Source organism: Actinomyces oris, assembly GCF_001929375.1.
GTDB classification, from domain to species: Bacteria; Actinomycetota; Actinomycetes; order Actinomycetales; family Actinomycetaceae; genus Actinomyces; species Actinomyces oris_B.
On sequence record NZ_MSGO01000008.1, the window covers coordinates 40,961 to 61,507 of the forward strand.

A 20,547-nucleotide genomic window follows, 5' to 3' on the forward strand; every position below is an offset into this window, starting at 1 on the left:
GATATGCCGGGTGGTGCCTAGGAGACGGGCCTGATGTCCACCAGGGTGGGGTTGTCGAGCACGGATTCCAGCGCGACCAGGGCCGCCCCGTGTGACGAGGCCCACTGGCCCAGGTGGGAGGTCTCCAGCCTCACGGCGGCGCGCTGGTCCAGCAGTCGATCCTTCAGCACGGAGACGGTGGGGGAGATGAACACGTCGGCGAAGGCGGCCAGGTACCCCGACAGCACGATCACCTGAGGGTTGAGGACGTCCTCCAGGATCGCCAGGGCGCGTGCCAGCGCCCGCTGGGAGGTCTCCAGCCTCCGGGTGAGCTCGGCGTCCCCGGCGTCGAAGCGCTGACGCAGGATCTCGATGCGCTCGTCCAGGGAGGTGGTCTCGTCGCGCACCGCGTCGCCCGGCGGGTAGGCCGAGGTCAGGGCCTGCAGGCCGGAGCGGGTCTCCCAGCAGCCGCGCCGCCCGCACCGGCACGCCAGGCCCTCGGGCTCCACGGGCATGTGGCCGACCTCGCCGGTCAGGCCCAGCCAGCCGCGCAGGAGGTGGCCGTCGGAGATGATGCCGGCGCCGATCCCCTCGCCGCCCGACAGGTAGAGCAGGTTGCGCACCCCGTCCTGCGCGTAGCGCTCATAGGTGGCCAGTGCGGCGAGCTTGGCGTCGTTCTCCAGCGTGATGGTGGGGACGCTCCCGCCGGGGCCGATGCGGCGGGAGACTGCCTGGTGGACCCTGTCCGCCACGGCGACGTCGTGCCACTCCAGGGTGGAGGAGTAGCGCACGGTGCTGTTGGTGTAGTCGATGATCCCGGGCTGGGCCAGGACGATTCCCGGAACCGTCGTCCCCTGCTGCGTCAGCTGCTCCAGGGCCCGGGACAGCATGGCCGCCACGTGCTCGATCATCGTCTCGGGGTGGTGCGCGGCGTCGTCGACGAGCTCGGAGCGACGCAGGACGACCTCTCCGGTCAGGTCCGCGATGGACAGAAGCAGCGAGGCGCCACTGATCTCCAGGCCTATGCCGGCCGCTGTGCGCGGAGCCGTGCGCAGGCCCGTGCTCGGTCTGCCGACGCTGCCCGACAGGTCCGGCTCCTCCTCGATGAGCAGCCCCCGGGAGCACAGGTCGGCCACGAGGGTCGAGACCGTTGCCTTGGACAGCCCCGTCTCTCGGGCCAGGCGCGTGCGCGACAGCGCGGGACTCGTCTGGAGGTGACGCAGGATGAGTGACATGTTCGAGATGCGCACGTCGGCATGAGCCTTGGGTCTGTGCGTGCCCGGGCCTCCAAGGGTTCCCCAGAGGTCCGGACCGTCCGCCGGGATCCATCCTGCAGCCGGCACGACAGCCTCCTCCTCCATCAGCGCCCCGGTTGGTCCCGCGGACCGCGGGCGTGCCCCTCAGCGTAGTGATTCCAGGTGAGAGGGGAGGGGTTTCGGGGGGCGCGCCATGTTCGTTCCGATGCGAGGCAGAGTATGCCGGCGAAGTAAATGTGACTATCAACATATTCTGAGGTCCTGGGGAGCTCCGGTTGCGAGTACGGGCGTTGTTGGTTATGCGCCGCGCTCATGCGCGTGCGGTGCGGGACTGCGGGGAGTCGCGATGATCGTGGTGATTTCAAGCATTCTCGGTGCTGATGGGCGGTCATGCCTGACCGTGCGCGACAGGCGAGCCCAGGCCCGCCCTGCGGGCGTGGCGCCGGACACGCTCGTAGGCGTGTCAAGGCCTGAAGTCCCCTGAGTTTGTGGGATTCTGCGTCTACTCAAATTGACCGTTTGAACACTCCGCAGCACCATAAAACGGGCCTGCAGCCGCCACGGGGTCCGGACGCGGCTCTCACAACTCGTCTTCCGGACCCTCGCGGCCAGGCCAGGAGCTAGATCGCGAGGAGTGCAGTGAAAGTCATTGAGGCCAACCATGTCTACAAGGTCTTCGGGCGCCGACCGTCCGACGGCGTCAAGAAGCTCAAGGCCGGCAGGACGCGGGACCAGCTGAGGAGGTCAGGACAGACCGCGGCCGTCATCGACACCTCCTTCGACGTCGACAAGGGCGAGATCTTCGTGGTCATGGGCCTGTCGGGCTCCGGGAAGTCCACACTCATCCGCATGGTCAACGGCCTGCTGCCCATCACGGCCGGCAGCATGACCCTCTACGGGGAGGACTTGGCGCACGTCTCGAAGACGAAGCTGCGCGAGCTGCGCCGCAAGCGCGTCTCCATGGTCTTCCAGAACTTCGCCCTCCTGCCGCACCGGACGGTGGGGGAGAACGCCGCCTACGGCCTGGAGATCCAGGGTGTGAGTCGCTCCGAGCGCGAGCGCCGGGCCACGGAGGCCCTGGCCCTGGTCGGCCTGGAGGGGTGGGGCGGTTACAAGCCAGGGGAGCTCTCGGGAGGAATGCGTCAGCGGGTCGGCCTGGCCCGCGCCCTGGCCGCCGAGACCGACATCCTTCTCATGGACGAGGCCTTCTCCGCGCTCGACCCGCTCATCCGCCGGGAGATGCAGGACCAGCTCATCGACCTGCAGGGCAAGCTCGGCAAGACGATCCTGTTCATCACCCACGACCTCAACGAGGCCATGCGCCTGGGGGACCGCATCGCCATGATGCGCGACGGGCGCGTCGAGCAGGTCGGCACCGCCGAGGAGATCCTGCGAGATCCCGCCTCCGACTACGTCTCACGGTTCGTGGCCGACGTCGACCGTACCCGGGTCCTGACGGCCGGCTCCATCGCGGAGCCCCCGTACGCGGTCCTGGGCTCGGACCGCAGCCCTCACGCCGCCCACAAGCTCCTGCGCGAGAACCAGCCGCCGTGGCTGCTCGTCCAGAACCGCGACCGCACGCCCTTCGGCTACGTCTGGGAGGACGACGTCGCCCGGGCGGTCAAGGAGGGCTCCGACGCGCTCCCGCTGTCCACGATCCACGAGATGCCGGTCGTATCGCACTCGACCCCCGTCAACGAGCTGTTCGCCCACGCCGCGCAGCACGCGGCCCCCATCGTCGTCGTCGACGACGACGGGCGGATCTCCGGGGTCATCCCGCGCGTCACCCTGCTGGCCGCCATCAGTGAGCAGAGCAAGGAGGCCGGCGCCTCCAGTGCTTTCAGTGCCGATCCGGCCGTGGAGCAGACCGACGAGCGGGCCAGCGAGACCACCGAGGCCGAAGGAGCCGACGCCTGATGATTCCCGTACAGACTCCTCTTCCCACGATTCCTCTGGGCAAGCTGGTCGAGGTCCTCATTGAGTGGATCCAGGTTCACCTCCATGGCTTCCTCAGCGCGATCTCCCGGGCCGGGACCCTGGTCAACGACACTCTTGTGGACCTGCTCCTGGCCGTGCCCCCGTTGATCTTGGTGGTGGTCTTCGTCCTCATCGCCTGGATGGCCAAGTCGTGGCGACTGGCGCTGGGGACCGCCATCACCTTCCTCCTCATCATCTCCCTGGGGCAGTGGGTCAATGCGATGGAGACGCTGGTCCTGGTCACCCTGGCGACCCTGACCGCCCTCGTCTTCGCCATCCCCCTGGGGATCTGGGCCGCCCGCAACAAGTACGTCAGCGTCCTCATCCGCCCGGTCCTCGACCTCATGCAGACGATGCCGGCCTTCGTCTACCTCATCCCCTCGGTCCTGTTCTTCTCCATCGGGGTGGTGCCCGGGATGTTCGCCACGCTCGTCTTCTCCATGCCTCCCGGGGTGCGCATGACCGAGCTGGGCATCAAGCAGGTGGACAAGGAGACCGTCGAGGCGGGCCGCTCCTTCGGCGCCACCGACTGGCAGATCCTGCGGGGCATCCAGCTGCCCCTGGCCGTCCCCACCATCATGGCGGGTGTCAACCAGGTCATCATGCTGGCGCTGTCGATGGCCGTCATCGCGGGCATGGTGGGTGCTGACGGCCTGGGGAAGGAGGTCGTCAAGGCGCTCGCGACCATCGACATCGCCAAGGGCACCGAGGCGGGCCTGTCCATTGTGTTCCTGGCGATCTTCCTGGACCGGGTGACTGCGGCCCTCGGGGCGCCGCGGGAGAAGGGCTCGCTGCTCTCACTCGTCAAGAAGCGGTGACCCATGACTCGACGACGCTTTTCCGCTCCGCCCTCACCGGCGCCGGGCACGTATCGAAGGAACGCCATGCAGACCTCCCGCCGCACGTTCATCACCGCCCTCGCCTCTCTGACGGCAGCGGGTGCTCTGTCCGCCTGCGGTAGGGGTTCCGGTGGGGGCAAGCGGCTTCGCCTGGGCTTCATTCCCTCCTGGAGTGACGGCCTGTCCATGACGCATCTGGTGAAGACCCAGCTGGAGAAGGCGGGCTACCAGATCAAGCTCATGGACCTCAGCGAGGCCGGACCGCTTTACGCGGGCCTCAGCCAGGGGGCGGTTGATCTCTACCCCTCGGCGTGGCCGGACGTCACTCACAAGGAGTACATGGACAAGTACCGCACCTATATCGAGGATCTGGGGACCTATTACGACTCGGCCAAGCTGTGCTGGTCCGTCCCGGACTACTCCTCAATGAAGTCGATCGAGGACATCACGTCCCACGCCTCGCAGATCGGCAACAAGATCATCGGTATCGAGCCGGGCGCGGGACTGACCAAGGTGTCTCAGGAGGACGTGATCCCCGCCTACGGTTTGGGGGACATGAAGTTCCTGACCTCCTCCACCACCGGGATGCTGGCCGAGCTCAAGAAGGCGGTCGATGCCAAGCAAGAGATCGTCGTGACCCTGTGGCATCCCTTCTGGGCGAACACGACCTTCAATATGCGGGACCTGGAGGATCCCAAGGGTGCGCTCGGCAAGGGGGAAGGGCTTCACTTCCTGGGGCGAGAGGGATTTGCGCAGGAGTACCCGGAGATCGCGACGTGGCTCGGCTCCATCACGATGGATGAGGCCACCTACGGCAGCCTCGAGGACCTCGTTGTCAACACCTACGGCGAGGGCCGGGAGGATGAGGCCGCCATCGCCTGGGCCAAGAAGCACCCTCAGTACGACTTCAAGAAGTCCTGACGTCGGACGGCCGTAGGGCCTGGGTGAGACCCGCCGACGGGGACATCCGCGCGGCTGGGGACTTTTTCCTCCCGGGCGGTGGCATTCGACGCCGTCGGGGACGGTAATCCGGTCCCTGCACGCGCAGGACGTTCCCGGCCGGGATCGGCTCCACCACGACTCGCAGGCCGGTTGCAGTGACCGCGGGCCTCTCAGTCCTCGATGCGGTTGCCGTCCTGGTCGAAGCAAGTAGCCCTCGTCATCGATGGGGCGGAAGGTCATCCGGCCGTCGGCGATCTCCTCGGCGAAGTGCTTCCGGGTCATCAGTCGGGTCTGGTGTCCGCGTTCCTTCATCTCCTCATAGGACATCGAAGTCTTCCGCGGCCGATCCAGCCAGCTCACAGATGACGCGCTCTCACCCTGGCAAGGCTGTGATCGTCGCCGCAGTTGAGGCCCGTCGAGGCGGAGGGTGTCTGTCGTCTTGACGGCCGGTGGGAGAGTCGCTACCTTTATCAGAGGTAGCTAGGGATGAGACAGTTCCCCGAGCGCCGATTCGAAGAACCCCGCCACGGGCGGGGTTTTTTCGTGGACGAGGAGTGGCGTAGTGCTTTTAGCGTATATCGATGAAACTGGAGAGCCGGGAGCTTATGTTGGACCTGATGAAGGTTATTCACAGCATCTGTCGAAGGTGCTGTGACCTGCGCAGATGCCAGTGTCGGCTAGCCCTGTGAATAAGCCTCGATCACTCGCGGTATAAAACCAGTGCCGCATTTGGCTATGCGGGATTCGTGGTCCCCGAGGCTGCGGCCAGGGATGTTGGGGGCCGCTTTCAGTGTGAAAAATTGACTCTCTTCAGTACGGAAATCGGCGACCTGGAGCATCCTGGGAGATGGGAGCGGAAGGGTGCTAGTATATTTCGTCCGAAAACATTGGAGTCGTTTCCGCAGCAGCTTCGCGTATTCAACGGGCTTGTTGGCTATCTAAGAAGAAGAGGTGGGAGGCTCTTCTATTATGCGGATGAGAAACCTGTTGGTACTCCGAAGCAAACAAGGCTCGACCCTGCTGTCCGAGAGTCTCAGGCGATGGCTGAGACTCTCAATCGTTTGGCGCGCTATGCAGACGGGAGAGATGATCATCTTCTTGTTCTGATCGATCAGATCAACGAGAAGACTCGTATTGAACGACTTTCGAGCATGTACGGTCACATCTTCAGTCGTGCGGCTGATCATCCCGAGATGCGTAGGATTGTGGAACCGCCCATGCATATCGATTCCAAGCTCAGTGCAAATATTCAGTTTGCGGACTGGGTTGCTGCGTGTGTGACTCGCGCTATCGATTATCAGTTAGTGAGGACGTCCCGTCATCAGTGGGTTACTGATGGTAGGCTCTTTTCTAACCTGGGTGGAGCCTTTACCTTTGAGTCAAAACTGCATCTCCACAACCGCTCCCTGAACGACATTCACCACTCTCGCCTTTTTGATCGGAGCAGGCCGCTCCATCCTCAGCCCGAGGGGCAACTCCTAGGAAGTAGTGTTGATCCTGATATTGCGCGCAAAATGAGGGGGATTGCGGAATCTCGGCAGCGTCGACCATCTGATCGCTGACCTCGTCCGCCACTGAAACTCACCGGCTACAGCGCCGCGTGGGCCAGCGCGATGCGGCGGAGCTCGGGCAGGTGCTTGCGGGCATCGCGGAAGTCGGCGGTGACGTACTCCGGCGGGATCGGTTGGGGCTGGTGGAGGCGCTCCTGGAGGGCGTCGTATCCGAGCGAGGTGTCCCACGGTTTCTCAATGAGGGCGACGAAGGCCATGAACGGCAGCCACGTGAGAACCGTCAGCGCCGTCGTCGCCGCAGGGGCGAGGAGCCGCGCGGCCAGGAATCCTGCGACCGCGGGGCAGGTCACGGCAATGATCGTCAGCAGCAGGCCGTGAGGGTCCCTCGACCGTTTGGCCCGCATGATGAGCCGGTGGGCCGAGGCGTCGATGAGCTCGCGAATCGCCACCGCCATCAGGGAGAACAGGCACGCCCTGCCGAATCCCAGCCCGGCGTGGGCCAGTGCGGACCAGGCCAGCACGATGATCGTCAGACCGAAGGTGCCGGGCAGTCCGAGGACCAGGCGGCCCACGACCATCGCGGAGACGGGTGTGACGGGCCTCCAGTGATGACTTCCCGTCTCACCCTGCACTGTGCTGCCCCAGTTCATGACGTCCCCCTGATGTGATAGCGAATTCAACCGCACGAGTCATTCTACAAAGGTTCGCGGATGGCGGCCTGTGCCCGTGGCCGCAGTCGGCGTCGGGGCGGGTGGCGGCGTCGGGCAGTCTGCTGCGGACGCTGACCGAGGTGGGGCCCGCCACCCTTGTCCCGGTTTCGTCGTGTTGATTGAAGATCGTGCGTATTCTGTGCCCGTGAGTCCGGACCATCAGCATGCCAGCGGCGAGATCGACATCGCCTCTCTTCATGCTCAGGACTCCACCGGACTGCTGGATCGCATCGACCGCGCCGTCGTCTGGGACATCCCTCTGACGACGCCGTTTCGCGGCATCACCCGCCGCGACGGCGTCCTGCTCCACGGCCCCGGGGGCTGGGGCGAGGTCGCGCCCTTCTGGGACTACGGGTCGGAGGCCAGCGCTCCTTGGCTCGCCTCCGGGCTGTGTCAGGCCCTGGGCAACTCCCTCCTTCCCCGCTACCGGGAGACCATCTCCGTCAACGTGACCGTCCCCGAGGTCGGCGCCCAGGACGCCGCCGAGCTGGTGCGGGCCTCCGGCGCCAGGACCGCCAAGGTCAAGGTCAGCGGCAGCAGCGACAAGCGCTCGGCGGACCTGGAGAGGCTCGAGGCGGTCCGCTCGGCCCTGGGGCGTTCCGGGAAGGTTCGCATCGATGTCAACGGCGCCTGGGACCTGGACGCCGCCCGCCAGAACCTGCCCCTCATGGACCGGGCCGCCGGAGGACTGGAGTACGCCGAGCAGCCCTGCGCCACCGTCTACGACCTGGCCGACCTGCGCCGCGCCGTTGACGTGCCCATCGCCGCCGACGAGTCGATCCGGCTGTCGGCCAACCCCCTGGAGATCGTCCACCGGCGCGCCGCCGACATCGCCATCCTCAAGGTGGCCCCGCTGGGCGGGGTGCACAGGGCCCTGGACATGGCCGAGCGCCTCGGACTGCCCGCAGTGGTCTCCTCCGCCCTGGACACCTCCGTGGGCATCATGGCCGGCGCCACCCTCGCCTTCAGCCTGCCGTCCCTCAACCACGCCTGCGGCCTGGGAACCACGCACCTGCTGACCCAGGACGTCGCCGAGCCCAGCGTTCGTCCCAGCAACGGGACCCTGCGTCTGGACGCCTCCGCCCCCGTCTCCGAACGCCTCCTGAGTGAGGTCAAGGCGGGGCCCTACCTCACTAAGCACTGGCAGACGCGCCTGCTGCACCTGGCCGGCGCCCTCCACGCCCGCCGCCAGCGCGAGGCCCGCGACCCGAGCCGGGCCGTGGCCGGCCTGCCGCTGTAGCCCCGCCCCAGCCGTGCGCAGGACTCACCGTTCTGTGACCAATCGCAGCCCAGTGCAGGCGGGGCGCTCTCGTATCCTCGCCCCTGTGACCGACTCCCCGGAGCGCCCGCAGCTCCCTCCCGCCATGGCCGACGCCCGCAGCCTCGTGGCGGCCCTCCTGGCCGAGGGCGTGCGCGAGGTCGTCCTGTGCCCGGGATCGCGCAGCGCCCCACTGGCGGACGCCCTGGCGGATGCCGCCGACGCCGGGCACGTGCGTCTGCGCGTCGTCCTGGATGAGCGCAGCGCCGGTTTCATCGCCCTGGGGGCCGCCCGCGCCCACGCCCTGAGCGGGCACAGCCGCTGCGCCGCCGTCGTGACCACCTCGGGCACGGCCGTCTCCAACCTCCACCCGGCCGTCAGTGAGGCCGACGCCGCCGGCATCCCCCTGCTCGTCATCAGCGCCGACCGGCCCCACGAGCTGGTCGGCACCGGCGCCAGCCAGACCACCGAGCAGACCGGGCTCTTCGTACCGGCCCTGCGCCTGGGCGTGGACCTGCCCGCCGACCTGGCCGCCGACCTCGGGGGCAGCGCGGCCGACGCCGCCATCGCCGGGCAGGTGCGCCGCGCCGTCGTCGCGGCCACCGGGGCACTCAGCCGGGATCCCGGGCCGGCCCAGATCAACGCCCGCTTCCGCCCGCCCCTGACGGCGGAGGACACAGTGGAGGGCGCAGTACCCTCCGCCCCGGCGCTGCCCGCCCCACCGTCGGCCACCGCAGCCCGGGCAGCAGCGCCTGCCGGCGCCCCGGCGGCCGATGATCGCCGGCGCCCCGGCCGCGGCTCCTCCTCGCAGGGGAAGGGCCTGGGACTCGTCGTCGCCGGTGACACCGCCCACCCGGCCGTCGGCTCCCTGGCCAGGTCTCTGGCCGAGCACCTTCACTGGCCGCTCCTGGCCGAGCCCACCTCCCACGCCCGCAGCGGCCCCCAGGCCCTGACCCGCTACGCCGAGCTGCTGGGCACCCCGGCGGGCCGCGCGCTCGCGGAGCAGGTCGAGCACCTCCTCGTCCTGGGCCACCCCAGTCTCAGTCGCTCCGTCACCGCGCTCCTGGGGCGCGAGGATCTCGATATCACCGTCCTGACCGAGCGCGCCCGGTGGACCGATGTTCCCGGGCGGGCCCGGCGAGTCCTCCCAGTCGACGGCCCCGATCATGAGCCCGACGACGACGCCCTCCGCTCAGCCCGCCTGGCCGCCTCCCTCGGCCTGGAGAGGGCCGACGCGGCCTGGACCGGCTCCTGGCGCCAGGCCGTGGCGGATCTTCCTGATTCGGGCCGCATCTCCAGCGCCGACGCCCTGGCCCGGGTCGTGTGGGAGGCGAGCCTGGCCCCTGGTGCCCCCGCCCTCCTGCTGGGCTCGTCCATGACGGTACGGCGCCTGGACCGACTCGCCCATCCCGGCGCCGCCACCCCGACGGCGGTCGCGAACCGCGGCCTGGCGGGCATCGACGGCACCATCGCCACCGGAATCGGACTGTGGATGGCCTCGGGGGCACCGGTTCGCGCCGTCATGGGTGACCTCGCCTTCCTCCACGACGCCATGTCCTTGAGTCGAGGCGTGCGTGAGGAGGAGGCCGACCTCAGGTGATCGTCGTCGACGACGGCGGGGGCGCGATCTTCTCCCACCTCGAGTACGCCTACACCACGCCATCGGGACGGTTCGAACGGATCTTCTCCGCCCCCCAGCGTGCGGATATCGCCGCGCTGGGGGCAGCCCTGGGGGCCCGTGTCCATGTCCCCGATGATGCCGCGGCCCTCCGTAGGCTCCTGGCTGAGCCGGTCGATGGTGTGAGCGTCGTCGTCTGGGAGGCCACGAGACACGGTCCTCACACCGTGACAACATGAACGACGATAGGAATGAACGGCAGTCAGCGGAGTAGGACCCGCGGCAGTGGGGCCGGCTCACCCCGAGCCCACTGCCGGACTCCCAGCCCGCTGCGATACAACGGTTACACGATCCACAGCACAGCCTCAGGGAATCATCGGAAACGGTACAGAGCCCTGGTGTTGTCTACCCGTGGATCTGAGAGGGCGACACGCCCGAGGAGGAGCACAGATGAGCGGATACGACGAGACGAGCCCGGAGGCCCACTGGCCGGCTGAGCCAGGAGCAGCGGCTGGCGACAGTCACTCCGGTGTCGACTCCTGGTCCGCCAGCAGCCAGGTCGGCCCGGGAACGGCGGTCTCCGGCGGCGAGGGTCCGAGTGCGACCGAGAACCAGGGCGGTTATGCGAATCTCTCACAGGCCTACGCCGCCGACGCCTCTCACTCCGAGCCGGTCCTGCCTCAGGGTGCAGGCGCGCAGCGCTGGAATGAGACCCGGCAGCTGCCCTCCGAACCTTCCACCTCGCAGCTGCCCGCCGACCAGTCGGCGTCGCTCTATGCGCAGTCCGCCCAGGGGCAGTACCAGCCCCAGCAGATGTCTTACCAGCCGCAGCAGCAGCCTCAGGGCCAGTACTCCGCCCCTCAATCGCAGGCGGCGCCGTCCAGCTACTCGTCCACCCAGCAGCCCTACCAGGGGCAGCAGTCGCACTTAGGCTCGCCCTACACGAGCGTCCCGACAACGTCCGGTGATTACGCGCCGGCCGGCGCCCCCGCCGGGGAGTCCCTCTACGCGGTCTCCAAGTCCGCAGCCACTGAAAGCGGCACCACGAGGCGCCGCGGGCCGGGTTGGTTCGCCCTGGTCGCCTCCGTGGTGGTCGCCTCCCTGCTGGGTGCCGGGGGTGCTGTCGGTGCGGTCAGGTACATGGACGCTCGTGGTGGGGACGTCTCTTCGCGTTCCTCAGGGGCCCCGACGGCCATCGCCACCGGGAGCACGACTCAGACCGTCAACAGCACTGGCCAGGCCCCCGACTGGGAGGCCGTCTCGGCCGCCGTGTCCAACGCCGTCGTCTCCATCGCCATCGCCACGGACAAGGGCAATGCGCTGGGCTCCGGAGTCATCTTCGACAAGGAGGGGCACATCATCACGAACAACCACGTGGTGGCGGGGGCCTCCGAGATCCAGGTGACGCTGGCCGACGGTCGCGTCTATGACGCTGAGACCACCGGTACCGACCCCGCCACCGACCTGGCGGTCATCCAGCTCAAGGACGCCCCCGACAACCTGACCGTCGCCCAGCTCGGCGACTCCGACAAGCTGGCCACCGGTCAGGACGTTATGGCGATCGGTAACCCGCTGGGCTTGTCCTCGACCGTCACCACCGGCATCATCTCGGCCCTCGACCGGCCCGTCGTCAACTCCCAGAATGAGGACGGCTCGGGCGGTTCTGCGTCCTCGGCGGTCTACACCAATGCGATCCAGATCGACGCCGCCATCAACCCCGGCAACTCCGGTGGGCCGCTCTTCGACGAGAAGGGGCGGGTCATCGGGATCACCAGCTCCATCGCCACTATGAGCCGCTCCGGCGGCGAGGGAGGCTCGGGAAGCATCGGCATCGGTTTCGCCATTCCCGTCAAGCTGGCGGACAAGGTCGCCAAGCAGCTCATCAAGTCCGGCACGGCCACGCACGCCTACCTGGGAGTCACCCTCGACACCGCTGGCGCCACGGCCGACGGCGAGAAGCGCGCCGGCGCCAAGATCACCTCGGTCGAAGGCGGCTCGCCGGCTGACAAGGCCGGGCTGAAGAAGGATGACGTCGTCATCGCCATTGATGGGAAGACCACCGCCCAGGGCTCGGCACTGACCGGTTACGTGCGCCAGTACTCCGCCAATGACAAGGTCAAGCTCACGATCATCCGCAACTCCAAGAAGCAGGACGTTGACGTGACCCTGGCTGAGCGCAAGGACTCCTGACCGGGGAGGCTCCTGACTGCCCTACCGAGACCGACGGCTCCAGGTCCAGGAGCCGTCGGTCAATTCTTCCTCGGTGGGTTCCAGGACGGCGAGGACGGTGCTGAGGGCCTCGGGTCCTGAGAGCTTGGCGCGCAGCCGGCCGTCGGTGGAGAAGGTGCTCAGGAGACGCTCCAGCTGGCGCATGCTCAGGGGAAGGTAGCCGATGGGGTAGCGAGTCTCTAGATGGTTCTTGAGAACGATGACGGCGTCGGCCTGACGGACTCCGATGAGACGCGGGTGCTCCTTCCATGGAATCTCGAGGCTGTGTCCGTTGGCCTGAGTCAGCGCGATGCCGCTCTTGCTGACCGTGATACGACGTCTCACGGGGCGAAAACCATGAAGGGCCTGTAAGAGATAGGGGAGGCTCAGTGCTCCCAGTGCCGCTAAGGCTGCTGATCCGATCCAGTCACCCTGGCGGTGCAGTAACCAGGTGACTGCCGCGAGCGGTACTCCCAGAACACCCAGCAGTGGAACACTGACTTCAAACAGGAGCATGCCGGTTGGGGTCGTCATGACGACTTGATGGCTGTCGTGACTCCAGTATGTTCGGCCGGCTGAAAGGAAGTACTTGAGGCACCAGGCTGCAACTGCGTAGCTGACGATGAAGACAGCGAGGTAGATCATGGCCAGCGCTGTGGTGGTGCTTCCGGTGAGAAACATGGGGATGCTGAACATGGCTGCGGCCACAGCGATCGCTCCGAAGAACAGAGGTGCCCGATACCGGTTCTTGTCGATGCGTTCCGGCGTGATGGTGAGTTGGGCTGCCTTGCCCGTCAGGAAGCTCATGGCGGTCATCCTTGCGTTAGCGTTTGTGCTGTCTAGTGGCTCCAGGTCCAGGAGCCGTCGGTCCGTTCTTCCTCGGTGGGTTCCAGGACGGCGAGGACGGTGTTGAGTGCTTCGGGTCCCGAGAGCTTGGCGCGGAGCTGGCCGTCGGTGGTGAAGGTGTTCAGGAGGCGCTCGAATTGACGGAAGGTCAGCGGAAGGAAGCTGATCGGATACTTCAGCTCTCGTCTCTTCCTGAAGGAAATCACAACGATACCCTGTTGAAGTCTCGCCAGCCTCGGGTGTGCCCGCCAGGGGATAGAGTCAATATGACCGTCAAATTGAGTGAACTGGATGCCATTCCTGTCTATAGTGATTCGATTCAAAGAGAGGTTGTGGAGGCGTAACTTCCTTGGGTTAGGTGGATACTTGAATGCGAGGATGAATAGTGCGGCGGGGCCGATCCAATCTCCTCGAGTGTGGATTGACCAGGTGAATACCGCTAACGGTCCGGTGAGGGAGGTCAAGAGTGAGAAACTGGTCTCGTAGGCTGCCAACAATGTAGGGCAGCGCATAGCTACTTGGCGTTCTTGGAAATTCCAGTACGTGCGCCCCCTTCTCATGAATGCCTTCATGTGAAAGGCAGAGAGCGTGTAGTGTAAAAAAACTGAAGTGAAGTACAGGAACGCTATCGATGTGCTTGTGTCATCGAAACGATATGTAAGGAAACAAAAGAGTCCGGCGATGCAGGCAAAGGCGAGTGTAACGAGCGGGCCGTACTTTCTGTCCCTGTCTCCACTTGTCGGTGAGACGGTGATACTAGTTCGTTTCGAGAACAGTTTCATGTGCTGAAGTCTTCGTGAAGCGGTGCCACTGATCTATTGTAGGTTCTTTGCGGTAGTTCCACTGGAATACCAGGTCCAGGAGCCGCCGCTCCGTTCTTCCTCGGTGGGTTCCAGGACAGTGAGGACGGTGCTGACGGCCTCGGGTCCTGAGAGCTTGGCGCGTAACTGGCGATCGGTGGAGAAGGTGTTAAGGATGCGTTCGAGCTGGCGCATGCCCATGGGGAGGTAGCCGACGGGGTAACGGATCTCCTGGCGGTTCTTGAGGGTGATGACCGCATCACCCTGGTGGATGCCCATGAGATGTGGATGGGCCTTCCAGGGGATAGCGTCAGTGTGTCCGTCGATTTGAGTGAGTTTAATACCACTCTTAGTAAGTGAAATTCTCTGTCGAGTGAGCCCTCGCGCTCGAACGATAGGCATCAAGTATCGAATACCTATCGATCCAATGATGAGAAGCACGGCTGGCCCTATCCACTCACCGCGTTGTCGTAGGACCCAGGCTACGATGCCAAGAGGGCAGGAGAGACTCACTAGCAGCAGTGTCCCAAGTTCCCAATTGACTAATGTCCTTGTAGTCGTCAGAACCACGCCGCGTTCGCTGCGACGCCAAAAAAGATAGATTCTATGTGAACTCTCCCTTAAATAAATCTGCGAAAGATATAGTGATGCAATCGGTGCGGACAGATATAGAAATGAAAATCCATTGACATACTCGCTGTAGTAGAATGCGCCGCAGCCGGCAGCAATGGCGGTAAAAAGACAAAATAGGAATAGGTTTACCCCTTTGGAACGGCCCTCGTCAGCCTTTTTGGTGGACTGCAGTCTTGTGCTGCTCATTGGCTAGTCTTGTGGTTTTCGATCTTCGTGCTACGCATAACTTGATTCCTGTCTGATCTGACTCAAGGAGAACCTGAGCTGAGTGAGGTTCATGATGCAAAAGGTGATACAAGGGAGTGGGAGGATATTGCGTCCATTGAAGGTTATTCAGGGGAGGGTGTTGGGGTTTGGGTGGGTGTGTTATGCAGGGGTGATGGCTCGTTCCTGTGGGAGAATTCTTGTCGCCAGACAAAACCTCTATGGAAACGAGCCATCGCCGTGAAGTGTACCACCGGGCTGAGTGCCCATCAGCTCGCCGAGCTGACCCAGTGGATCAGCCAGAGCAAACCGCTCCACACCATCCCGGCGATCCTCGGGGTGGCCGGGTCGCTGCAGGCGACGCTGATCTACCTTCGCCATAACCTTCCTCAGGCCGCCATCGGTGAGCTGCTCGGCGTGTCCCAGCCCACCGTCTCCCGGGCCGTCAAGGCCCGCCCTGAGCTGGTCACCCGCGCCCTGGACGGCTACCTCATCACCGCCGAGGAGGTCGCCCCGGGCTGCGACTACGTCCTGGACGGCACTCTGATGCCCTGCTGGAGCTGGAAGGCCCACCCCGAGCTGTGGTCGGGCAAGCACAAGCGCACCGGGCTCAACGTCCAGGTCCTGGTCACCCCCGCCGGTCGTCTGGTGTGGATCTCGGACCCCTGCCCGGGCTCAACCCATGACGTCGCCGCCCTGAACGCCTCCGGCCTGCTCGAGGGCCTCGACGTCAGCGGGTGGGTCGCCGACAAGGGCTACATCGGACGGGGGATGATCACCCCACCAAGGAAGCCGGCCGGCAAACAGCTCTCCGACACCGCCAAGAAGGTCAGCCGCAGCATCAACCGGGTCAGGTACATAGTCGAGTAGGTCAACGCCCACATCAAGGCCTGGAAGATCCTCAAGGAGGACTACCGACGCCCCCTGAACACATTCCCACAAACCATCACAGCCACCCTCATGCTCTACACCTACACCACCACCCCCTGAATAACCTTCATTGTTTCCAATCTAGTTGGAACTGCCATAAGCCTCGAGTATTTTGTGTATGAAGAGTGTTTGCTGTGACTAATGAGGATGTGTTCGGAGAAATAACGGTGAGTATCCTTAGTGCCAGTGACTATGGGGTTGTTGCTCGTAAAATGTACGTAAACACGTTGCTGTTGTAGCCGTCCCTTGCGAATCGTGGTTTGCAAACTAGCTGTGGAGATTAATGAATGAGCTGTCCTTGGGTGGTGATATGGATAAAGTTGGTATCGGGACCCAACTATCAATCTTCATCTACATATGGTCGAGATGCGAAACTATAACTGAATTGCCGAAGGTCTCACCCGAACACGGCTTTCCAAGCTGATCCTACAGTGGCATTCCAAGCGTCCTTGATTCCCTCGTCGATACGTTCTCGGGTTCTGAGTGGAACCCAGCTTTCATACGCTTTTCCTACGCCCCAAGAGACCGCTCCGCCGACCAGTACAACAACTGCCGCAGTACCCCAAGCGGGAAGTGTGGCGGCGGCCGCCGCGGTGACTACTGCTCCGGCGGCAAAACCCGCAGCTGTCTCTAATCCTACTTGACTTGGAGATTTTCCGTTATAAATTTTCCATCCGGAAAGCGCCAAGGTTAAAGTGGTACCTGTGCGCTGTGCGAGTTTTTTTTGCCTTGGCTGTAAGTGTAGGTGAGCCGCCTTTAGCTCGGGCTGATGCTTCGGCTCGTCTAGCCACCGAATCTGGATTTGGAGGTTTTTTTACCTGCCCTTACTTGCGGGTTTCCTGATTTGGCTGCTGCGCGTGCAGCTGCCGCTGGAGTGGCTCTTTTGACAAGTTTGTCAAAAGGCGTGCCGTAGAACTTGTTCTCAATAACAAGTTCACCTATCTTGATTGACCCGTCTTGCATTGCCTTCACTTGAAGTTCATACAGAGGGGAAGTTTCGCTGATTGTCATGTGCTGGGCGACCCAGTCGGTAAGTTGTTTGCGAGTCGCGTTCACATCATTTTGTAGGCTGTCGAAGACCTTTTTCTTCTCCAGGTATTTTTCGTAATTGTCGTGAGCGGTTTGCCAACTGTTCTTTTGTGTGGCTGTGGCATTCTTCGGGGCGTTTCCTGGGTCTGAGACTGATTCGGGTGCTTGGATGTAGCGATCATCTCGGACGGTTAACTCTCCCGCTTTGGCGTCGTCTCGGTGTCCGGCCATATCTTGCTTTCGCCAAACCACTTGATCGTGCCAAGACTCGATGGTGTCAATAGTGGGGGTGAGTTCTTCGGCGGCGTCATCGCAGCCTGTGCAGATGTCGTTGATGTAGTCGTTAAGTGCGACTCCGAACTCTCCGGTTAAGTCGAGGCGATCAAGTGATGTATTTTTGAGGCTAGTGCTGGCCTCTTCGAATCCGGTCTTGAGTTTGCCTAGCCATTCTGCTGCTGCATGTATGTCTGCAGGACTGGCGTCAATTAGTGTGTCAATTTCGGTTGTATTAGTATCAGCCATTTGGTGTCTCCTCAGCAAGTTTGCGGATGTTAGCGGCGGTTTCTGCGTCGACATCGCCAAGAGAACTTACTCCATCGCGGATTGCGGTGGCTCCGTAGTCGGCCGCCTGTCCGAAGGTTCCTGAGGCTTCTCCGAAACTTGTTAGAGCGAAAGTGATGTAGGTTTCTCCCTCTCCGTACTTTTCGGAGGTGGGTATGCTTTCAGTGTTGGCCGTCAAGTCGGATTCTGCGTCGATGAAAGCGTTTTTTACTTTCTGGGCTGCATCGTAGTCTACCTTCAGTTGTTTCTGGGTCATCGGCTGAGTCTCCCATCGTCTTCTTCGTCGGGTCCGCGCCATAGTTCCTTGGGCATGGCTATGTCAAGGTAGATGACATCGTATGGATGGTCCGCTTCAAGCTCATGGAGTCGGTCCGTATGACATAGGATCCACGGTTGGTGCGGTCCCATGCAGTCCGCAAGACGGTCCAGAGCGGTATATGCCAGCAGAGCGGTCCGCCCGTCTTTCGTGCGGCGCATCTCCACTTCGGCGCCCCACTCTCCCGGCGTGTGGCACGGTAGATACACCACAGGTGGAACAACGGGCCGTTCAGGCTCGCCTGCACTGACTGTTCAGTGGAAGAATTCATAAAGGAACGGTAACAGAGCTTGAGGCTTATTCACGGCATCCGTCAAAGGTGCTGTGACCTGCGCAGATGCCAGCGTCGGCTAGCCCTGTGAATAAGCCTCCTTGTGCGGCTTTGTCCTGGATATTGGTCTCCAGGATCCGTTCGCTCGCCGGCGTGTCGGGCAGGGCTCAACCGGGTACGCCCAGCGCCCCCAGCATGGGGCGCATCTTGGCGGTCGTCTCCGCCAGCTCGTCGACCGGCTCGGAGTCCGGCATGATGCCGCCGCCCCCGAACACCCTCGCGGGGGACTGTGGTCCAGGCCCCTCCGGGGGCAGCTGGGCGCTGCGCAGCGCAATGCACCACTCGCCCTCGCCGTGCCAGTCCACCCAGCCCACCGGCCCGGCGTAACGCCCCCGGTCCATGGACTCGGCCTCCTCGATGAGACGCGCCGCCGCCTGAGTCGGCGTCCCGCACACGGCCGCCGTCGGGTGCAGCGCGTCCAGCAGTGCCAGCGCCCCGGTGTCCCCGGCGACGACCCCAGTGACATCACTGGCCAGGTGCAGCACATTCGGCAGCGTCAGGACGAAGCGGGCCGGGGCCTCCACCACCGAGCACAGCGGCTCCAGCGCCGTGATCGCCGACTCCCGGGCCAGCTCATGCTCCCGGTTGTTCTTCTCCGACCCCTCCAACCAGGACGCCAGGCGCGCCGTCGCCAGAGCGTCCTCACCGGCGTGCCGGCGTGCCGTACCGGCCAACACCCTGCTGATGAGGCGCCGATCCCGCAGACGCAGCAGCAGCTCAGGGCTGGCCCCCACCATCTGGTCGACGGCGAAGACCCAGGTGGAGGGGTAGCCACGGGCCAGGCGCCGCAGCACCGTACCGGTGGCCAGCGGCCTGCCCGGGCGAACCAGCACGTCACGGGCCAGAACCACCTTGCGGGCCCGCCCCGCACGCATCCGCTCCTGCGTGCCGGAGACCGCCCGGCACCACTGCTCCTCGCTGAGCGCCCCGGTCTCGACAGCGGCAGCGCCACCGGAGTCCCCAGCGTCGCCGGCTCGCTCCCGGTCAACCGCTGCGCGTGCCTGCGCCACCATCACCCCCAGGAGCATCTCGGGATCCGGGTGCTCCGGCTCCATCCCGTCGTCAGCACCGGGCACCACGGTCGTCAGCCAGGCGCCGGAGCCGTCGCACCCGACGAGGACCTCGGGAACAACCAGGACCGAGGACTGCTCGGAGGCGGGGGAGAAGGTGATCGCGCCCAGCGCCACCGGCCCGGTCCCGGGGCGGACCAGCGCATCACGCCACCAGGCCGCGCCGACGACGGCCCGCCACGCGGCCCGCAGCGCCTCGATGCGGTCCGCCCCGTGAGCCTCGATCTCCAGGACGCGGCCCAGGCCGATGAGCCCGCGCCCCTCGTGCACCCAGGAGCTGACATCCTCGCGGCCCGCCAGCAGGTCGATGAGCGCCAGCCCCTCCAGCGCGTCCTCGGGCAGCTCACGGGTGTGGAAGGACAGGTGCGGTGGCGCGGCCAGGCAGTGCTCTGCCCTCACGACTCTGCCCTCACGATGTCGGCCCCGGGTCGCTGCTCAGGCCGGTTCTCACTGCTCGCCCCGGGCGGGCGCGGGCCGAGTGCCCCGGTGGACCGCGACGATCCCGCCGGAGAGGTTCTTGTAGCCCACGCCCCGCCAACCGGCCTCCTGCATGAGGCCGGCCAGCTCCCGCTGGTCCGGCCAGGCCAGGATCGACTCGCCCAGGTAGTCGTAGGCCTCGGTGTTCGAGGAGACCAGGCGGGCGGCGGCCGGCAGGGCGCTGCCCAGGTAGAAGCGGTACAGGCGTCGGAAGGCCGGCCAGACCGGGGTGGAGAACTCCGCGATGACGATCCGCCCGCCCGGAACCGTCACCCGGCGCATCTCCGACAGTGCCCGCGCCGTGTCCTGCACGTTGCGCAGCCCGTAGGAGATGGTGACGACGTCGAAGCTCTCATCGGCGAAGGGCAGTGCCGTGGCGTCCCCGGCCACGAAGGCGATCTCGGGGTGGCGGCGCTTGCCCTCGGCCACCATGCCGGTGGAGAAGTCGCAGGCCACGACCTCGGCGCCGTCGGCGGCGTACTCCACCGAGGAGGTACCGGTCCCCGCGGCCAGATCCAGGACGCGCGTCCCCGGCCTCGCGGCGACGGCCGCGCGCGTCACCCGGCGCCACATGTGCACCTGGAACAGACTCATCACGTCATTGGACAGGTCGTAGCGGCGCGCGACGGCGTCGAACATCCCAGCGACCTCGCGCGGGTCCTTGGCAAGGCTGGCTCGAAGAGGGGATTGGCTCATGGGGGTCATCATCGCAAATCCCGACCACGGTCTCGCCGCCGAGGCGTGCCGCAGACCGCTCCCAGCCGGCCTGCGACCACCCCGGTGCCGCTCTAGGACGCAGGTCCCGTCCGACAGTGTTGAAATTCGTCACTCACTTGCAGCGTAATTCCGGGACGCTGTCATCTGTCGTTGAGACGGGCACGTCCCTGGAGATTGCCGTCACGGCAACGAAAACCGCGGCCAGCCTCCTGCCTCGGCGCACTCGTCATGGAGGTGTCGGCCGCCTGGGTACAGTCGGCACAGGCTCCGCCCAGTGCGGGGCCTGCATTACGGTGCCAACTGTGATGCCTACGACAACACCCGCAGTACCAGAA

At 64.9% G+C, this 20,547-nt stretch carries 17 protein-coding genes and 1 pseudogene; 8 read left to right on the forward strand and 10 right to left on the reverse strand.

Annotation, left to right across the window (positions count from 1 at the left end):
- Nucleotides 1–17 precede the first annotated feature (17 nt).
- Entirely contained in the window at nt 18–1,229 is a 1,212-nt protein-coding gene (locus BKH32_RS02265) for an ROK family transcriptional regulator (protein ID WP_256690477.1), read from the reverse strand.
- A 645-nt stretch (nt 1,230–1,874) separates the two neighbouring features.
- Here BKH32_RS02265 and BKH32_RS02270 point away from each other — a divergent pair.
- The 4 genes from BKH32_RS02270 (at nt 1,875) to BKH32_RS02290 (ending at nt 6,555) form a co-directional block, all read left to right on the forward strand.
- Nucleotides 1,875–3,152, forward strand: coding sequence for a quaternary amine ABC transporter ATP-binding protein (locus BKH32_RS02270; RefSeq protein ID WP_075248438.1), 1,278 nt, complete (start codon nt 1,875–1,877; stop codon nt 3,150–3,152).
- A complete protein-coding gene (locus BKH32_RS02275) occupies nt 3,152–4,030 on the forward strand; it encodes an ABC transporter permease (RefSeq protein WP_075248439.1) in 879 nt (292 codons plus the stop codon). The genes BKH32_RS02270 and BKH32_RS02275 overlap by 1 nt, the downstream gene beginning before the upstream one ends.
- 66 nt (nt 4,031–4,096) lie before the next feature.
- On the forward strand, nt 4,097–4,972 hold the full coding sequence (locus tag BKH32_RS02280; protein ID WP_075248440.1) for a glycine betaine ABC transporter substrate-binding protein: 876 nt from the start codon (nt 4,097–4,099) through the stop codon (nt 4,970–4,972).
- 767 nt (nt 4,973–5,739) lie between these two features.
- A complete protein-coding gene (locus BKH32_RS02290) occupies nt 5,740–6,555 on the forward strand; it encodes a DUF3800 domain-containing protein (protein WP_430383780.1) in 816 nt (271 codons plus the stop codon).
- A gap of 26 nt (nt 6,556–6,581) precedes the next feature.
- Here the strand turns inward: BKH32_RS02290 and BKH32_RS02295 are convergent, their stop codons facing one another.
- Entirely contained in the window at nt 6,582–7,082 is a 501-nt protein-coding gene (locus BKH32_RS02295) for a hypothetical protein (RefSeq protein WP_075248442.1), read from the reverse strand.
- Between the two features lie 271 nt (nt 7,083–7,353).
- Here BKH32_RS02295 and BKH32_RS02300 point away from each other — a divergent pair, with 271 nt between their 5' ends.
- The 3 genes and pseudogenes from BKH32_RS02300 to BKH32_RS02310 all read left to right on the forward strand — a co-directional run bounded on the left by BKH32_RS02300 (nt 7,354) and on the right by BKH32_RS02310 (nt 12,280).
- The gene (locus tag BKH32_RS02300) at nt 7,354–8,454 is read left to right on the forward strand and encodes an o-succinylbenzoate synthase (RefSeq protein ID WP_075248443.1); all 1,101 of its coding nucleotides are present in this window, start codon (nt 7,354–7,356) and stop codon (nt 8,452–8,454) included.
- Nucleotides 8,455–8,578: 124 nt separating this feature from the next.
- Nucleotides 8,579–10,329: pseudogene (gene menD / locus BKH32_RS02305) on the forward strand (2-succinyl-5-enolpyruvyl-6-hydroxy-3-cyclohexene-1-carboxylic-acid synthase).
- 211 nt (nt 10,330–10,540) lie between these two features.
- Nucleotides 10,541–12,280 carry a S1C family serine protease gene (locus BKH32_RS02310; RefSeq protein ID WP_075248444.1) on the forward strand — a complete coding sequence of 580 codons (1,740 nt, stop codon included), beginning with the start codon at nt 10,541–10,543 and terminating at the stop codon, nt 12,278–12,280.
- Nucleotides 12,281–12,301: 21 nt separating this feature from the next.
- Here BKH32_RS02310 and BKH32_RS14210 read toward each other — a convergent pair whose 3' ends face one another.
- Genes BKH32_RS14210 through BKH32_RS02325 form a run of 3 tightly spaced genes read right to left on the reverse strand, consistent with a single transcriptional unit; the run spans nt 12,302 to nt 14,223 of the window.
- Nucleotides 12,302–13,105, reverse strand: coding sequence for a hypothetical protein (locus BKH32_RS14210; protein ID WP_256690497.1), 804 nt, complete (start codon nt 13,103–13,105; stop codon nt 12,302–12,304).
- 32 nt (nt 13,106–13,137) lie between these two features.
- On the reverse strand, nt 13,138–13,926 hold the full coding sequence (locus tag BKH32_RS14215) for a hypothetical protein (RefSeq protein ID WP_256690499.1): 789 nt from the start codon (nt 13,924–13,926) through the stop codon (nt 13,138–13,140).
- 33 nt (nt 13,927–13,959) lie between these two features.
- Nucleotides 13,960–14,223 carry a hypothetical protein gene (locus tag BKH32_RS02325; protein ID WP_256690500.1) on the reverse strand — a complete coding sequence of 88 codons (264 nt, stop codon included), beginning with the start codon at nt 14,221–14,223 and terminating at the stop codon, nt 13,960–13,962.
- A gap of 798 nt (nt 14,224–15,021) precedes the next feature.
- Between BKH32_RS02325 and BKH32_RS02335 the strand changes: the two genes are divergently transcribed.
- The gene (locus tag BKH32_RS02335; protein WP_256690501.1) at nt 15,022–15,651 is read left to right on the forward strand and encodes a transposase; all 630 of its coding nucleotides are present in this window, start codon (nt 15,022–15,024) and stop codon (nt 15,649–15,651) included.
- Between the two features lie 843 nt (nt 15,652–16,494).
- On the opposite strand, the gene BKH32_RS13465 is transcribed toward BKH32_RS02335, so the two are convergent.
- The 5 genes from BKH32_RS13465 to BKH32_RS02350 all read right to left on the reverse strand — a co-directional run bounded on the left by BKH32_RS13465 (nt 16,495) and on the right by BKH32_RS02350 (nt 20,191).
- Nucleotides 16,495–17,262: a hypothetical protein gene (locus tag BKH32_RS13465; protein ID WP_143222667.1), complete on the reverse strand. Its 768-nt coding sequence runs from the start codon at nt 17,260–17,262 to the stop codon at nt 16,495–16,497.
- The gene (locus tag BKH32_RS13470; protein ID WP_143222669.1) at nt 17,255–17,557 is read right to left on the reverse strand and encodes a hypothetical protein; all 303 of its coding nucleotides are present in this window, start codon (nt 17,555–17,557) and stop codon (nt 17,255–17,257) included. Before BKH32_RS13470 ends, BKH32_RS13465 begins: the two co-directional genes overlap by 8 nt.
- On the reverse strand, nt 17,554–17,778 hold the full coding sequence (locus tag BKH32_RS14655) for an SAV_915 family protein (protein ID WP_343213281.1): 225 nt from the start codon (nt 17,776–17,778) through the stop codon (nt 17,554–17,556). Before BKH32_RS14655 ends, BKH32_RS13470 begins: the two co-directional genes overlap by 4 nt.
- Before the next feature lie 277 nt (nt 17,779–18,055).
- Nucleotides 18,056–19,417 (reverse strand): isochorismate synthase, encoded by a 1,362-nt coding sequence (locus BKH32_RS02345; protein ID WP_075248446.1) that lies wholly within the window; start codon nt 19,415–19,417, stop codon nt 18,056–18,058.
- Nucleotides 19,418–19,465: 48 nt separating this feature from the next.
- Nucleotides 19,466–20,191 (reverse strand): demethylmenaquinone methyltransferase, encoded by a 726-nt coding sequence (locus BKH32_RS02350; protein WP_075248447.1) that lies wholly within the window; start codon nt 20,189–20,191, stop codon nt 19,466–19,468.
- Nucleotides 20,192–20,547 lie beyond the last annotated feature (356 nt).

Excerpts from the sequence above, each read along its gene's own strand:
- BKH32_RS02295 (WP_075248442.1), bottom strand. The coding sequence starts at position 7,082 with ATGGTCGTGGGCCGCCTGGTCCTCGGACTGCCCGGCACCTTCGGTCTG.
- BKH32_RS14215 (WP_256690499.1), bottom strand. The coding sequence starts at position 13,926 with ATGAAACTGTTCTCGAAACGAACTAGTATCACCGTCTCACCGACAAGT.
- BKH32_RS14655 (WP_343213281.1), bottom strand. The coding sequence starts at position 17,778 with ATGCGCCGCACGAAAGACGGGCGGACCGCTCTGCTGGCATATACCGCT.
- BKH32_RS02350 (WP_075248447.1), bottom strand. The coding sequence starts at position 20,191 with ATGAGCCAATCCCCTCTTCGAGCCAGCCTTGCCAAGGACCCGCGCGAG.
- BKH32_RS13470 (WP_143222669.1), bottom strand. The coding sequence starts at position 17,557 with ATGACCCAGAAACAACTGAAGGTAGACTACGATGCAGCCCAGAAAGTA.
- BKH32_RS14210 (WP_256690497.1), bottom strand. The coding sequence starts at position 13,105 with ATGAGCTTCCTGACGGGCAAGGCAGCCCAACTCACCATCACGCCGGAA.
- BKH32_RS02325 (WP_256690500.1), bottom strand. The coding sequence starts at position 14,223 with ATGGGCATCCACCAGGGTGATGCGGTCATCACCCTCAAGAACCGCCAG.
- BKH32_RS02310 (WP_075248444.1), top strand. The coding sequence starts at position 10,541 with ATGAGCGGATACGACGAGACGAGCCCGGAGGCCCACTGGCCGGCTGAG.
- BKH32_RS02275 (WP_075248439.1), top strand. The coding sequence starts at position 3,152 with ATGATTCCCGTACAGACTCCTCTTCCCACGATTCCTCTGGGCAAGCTG.
- BKH32_RS02280 (WP_075248440.1), top strand. The coding sequence starts at position 4,097 with ATGCAGACCTCCCGCCGCACGTTCATCACCGCCCTCGCCTCTCTGACG.
- BKH32_RS13465 (WP_143222667.1), bottom strand. The coding sequence starts at position 17,262 with ATGGCTGATACTAATACAACCGAAATTGACACACTAATTGACGCCAGT.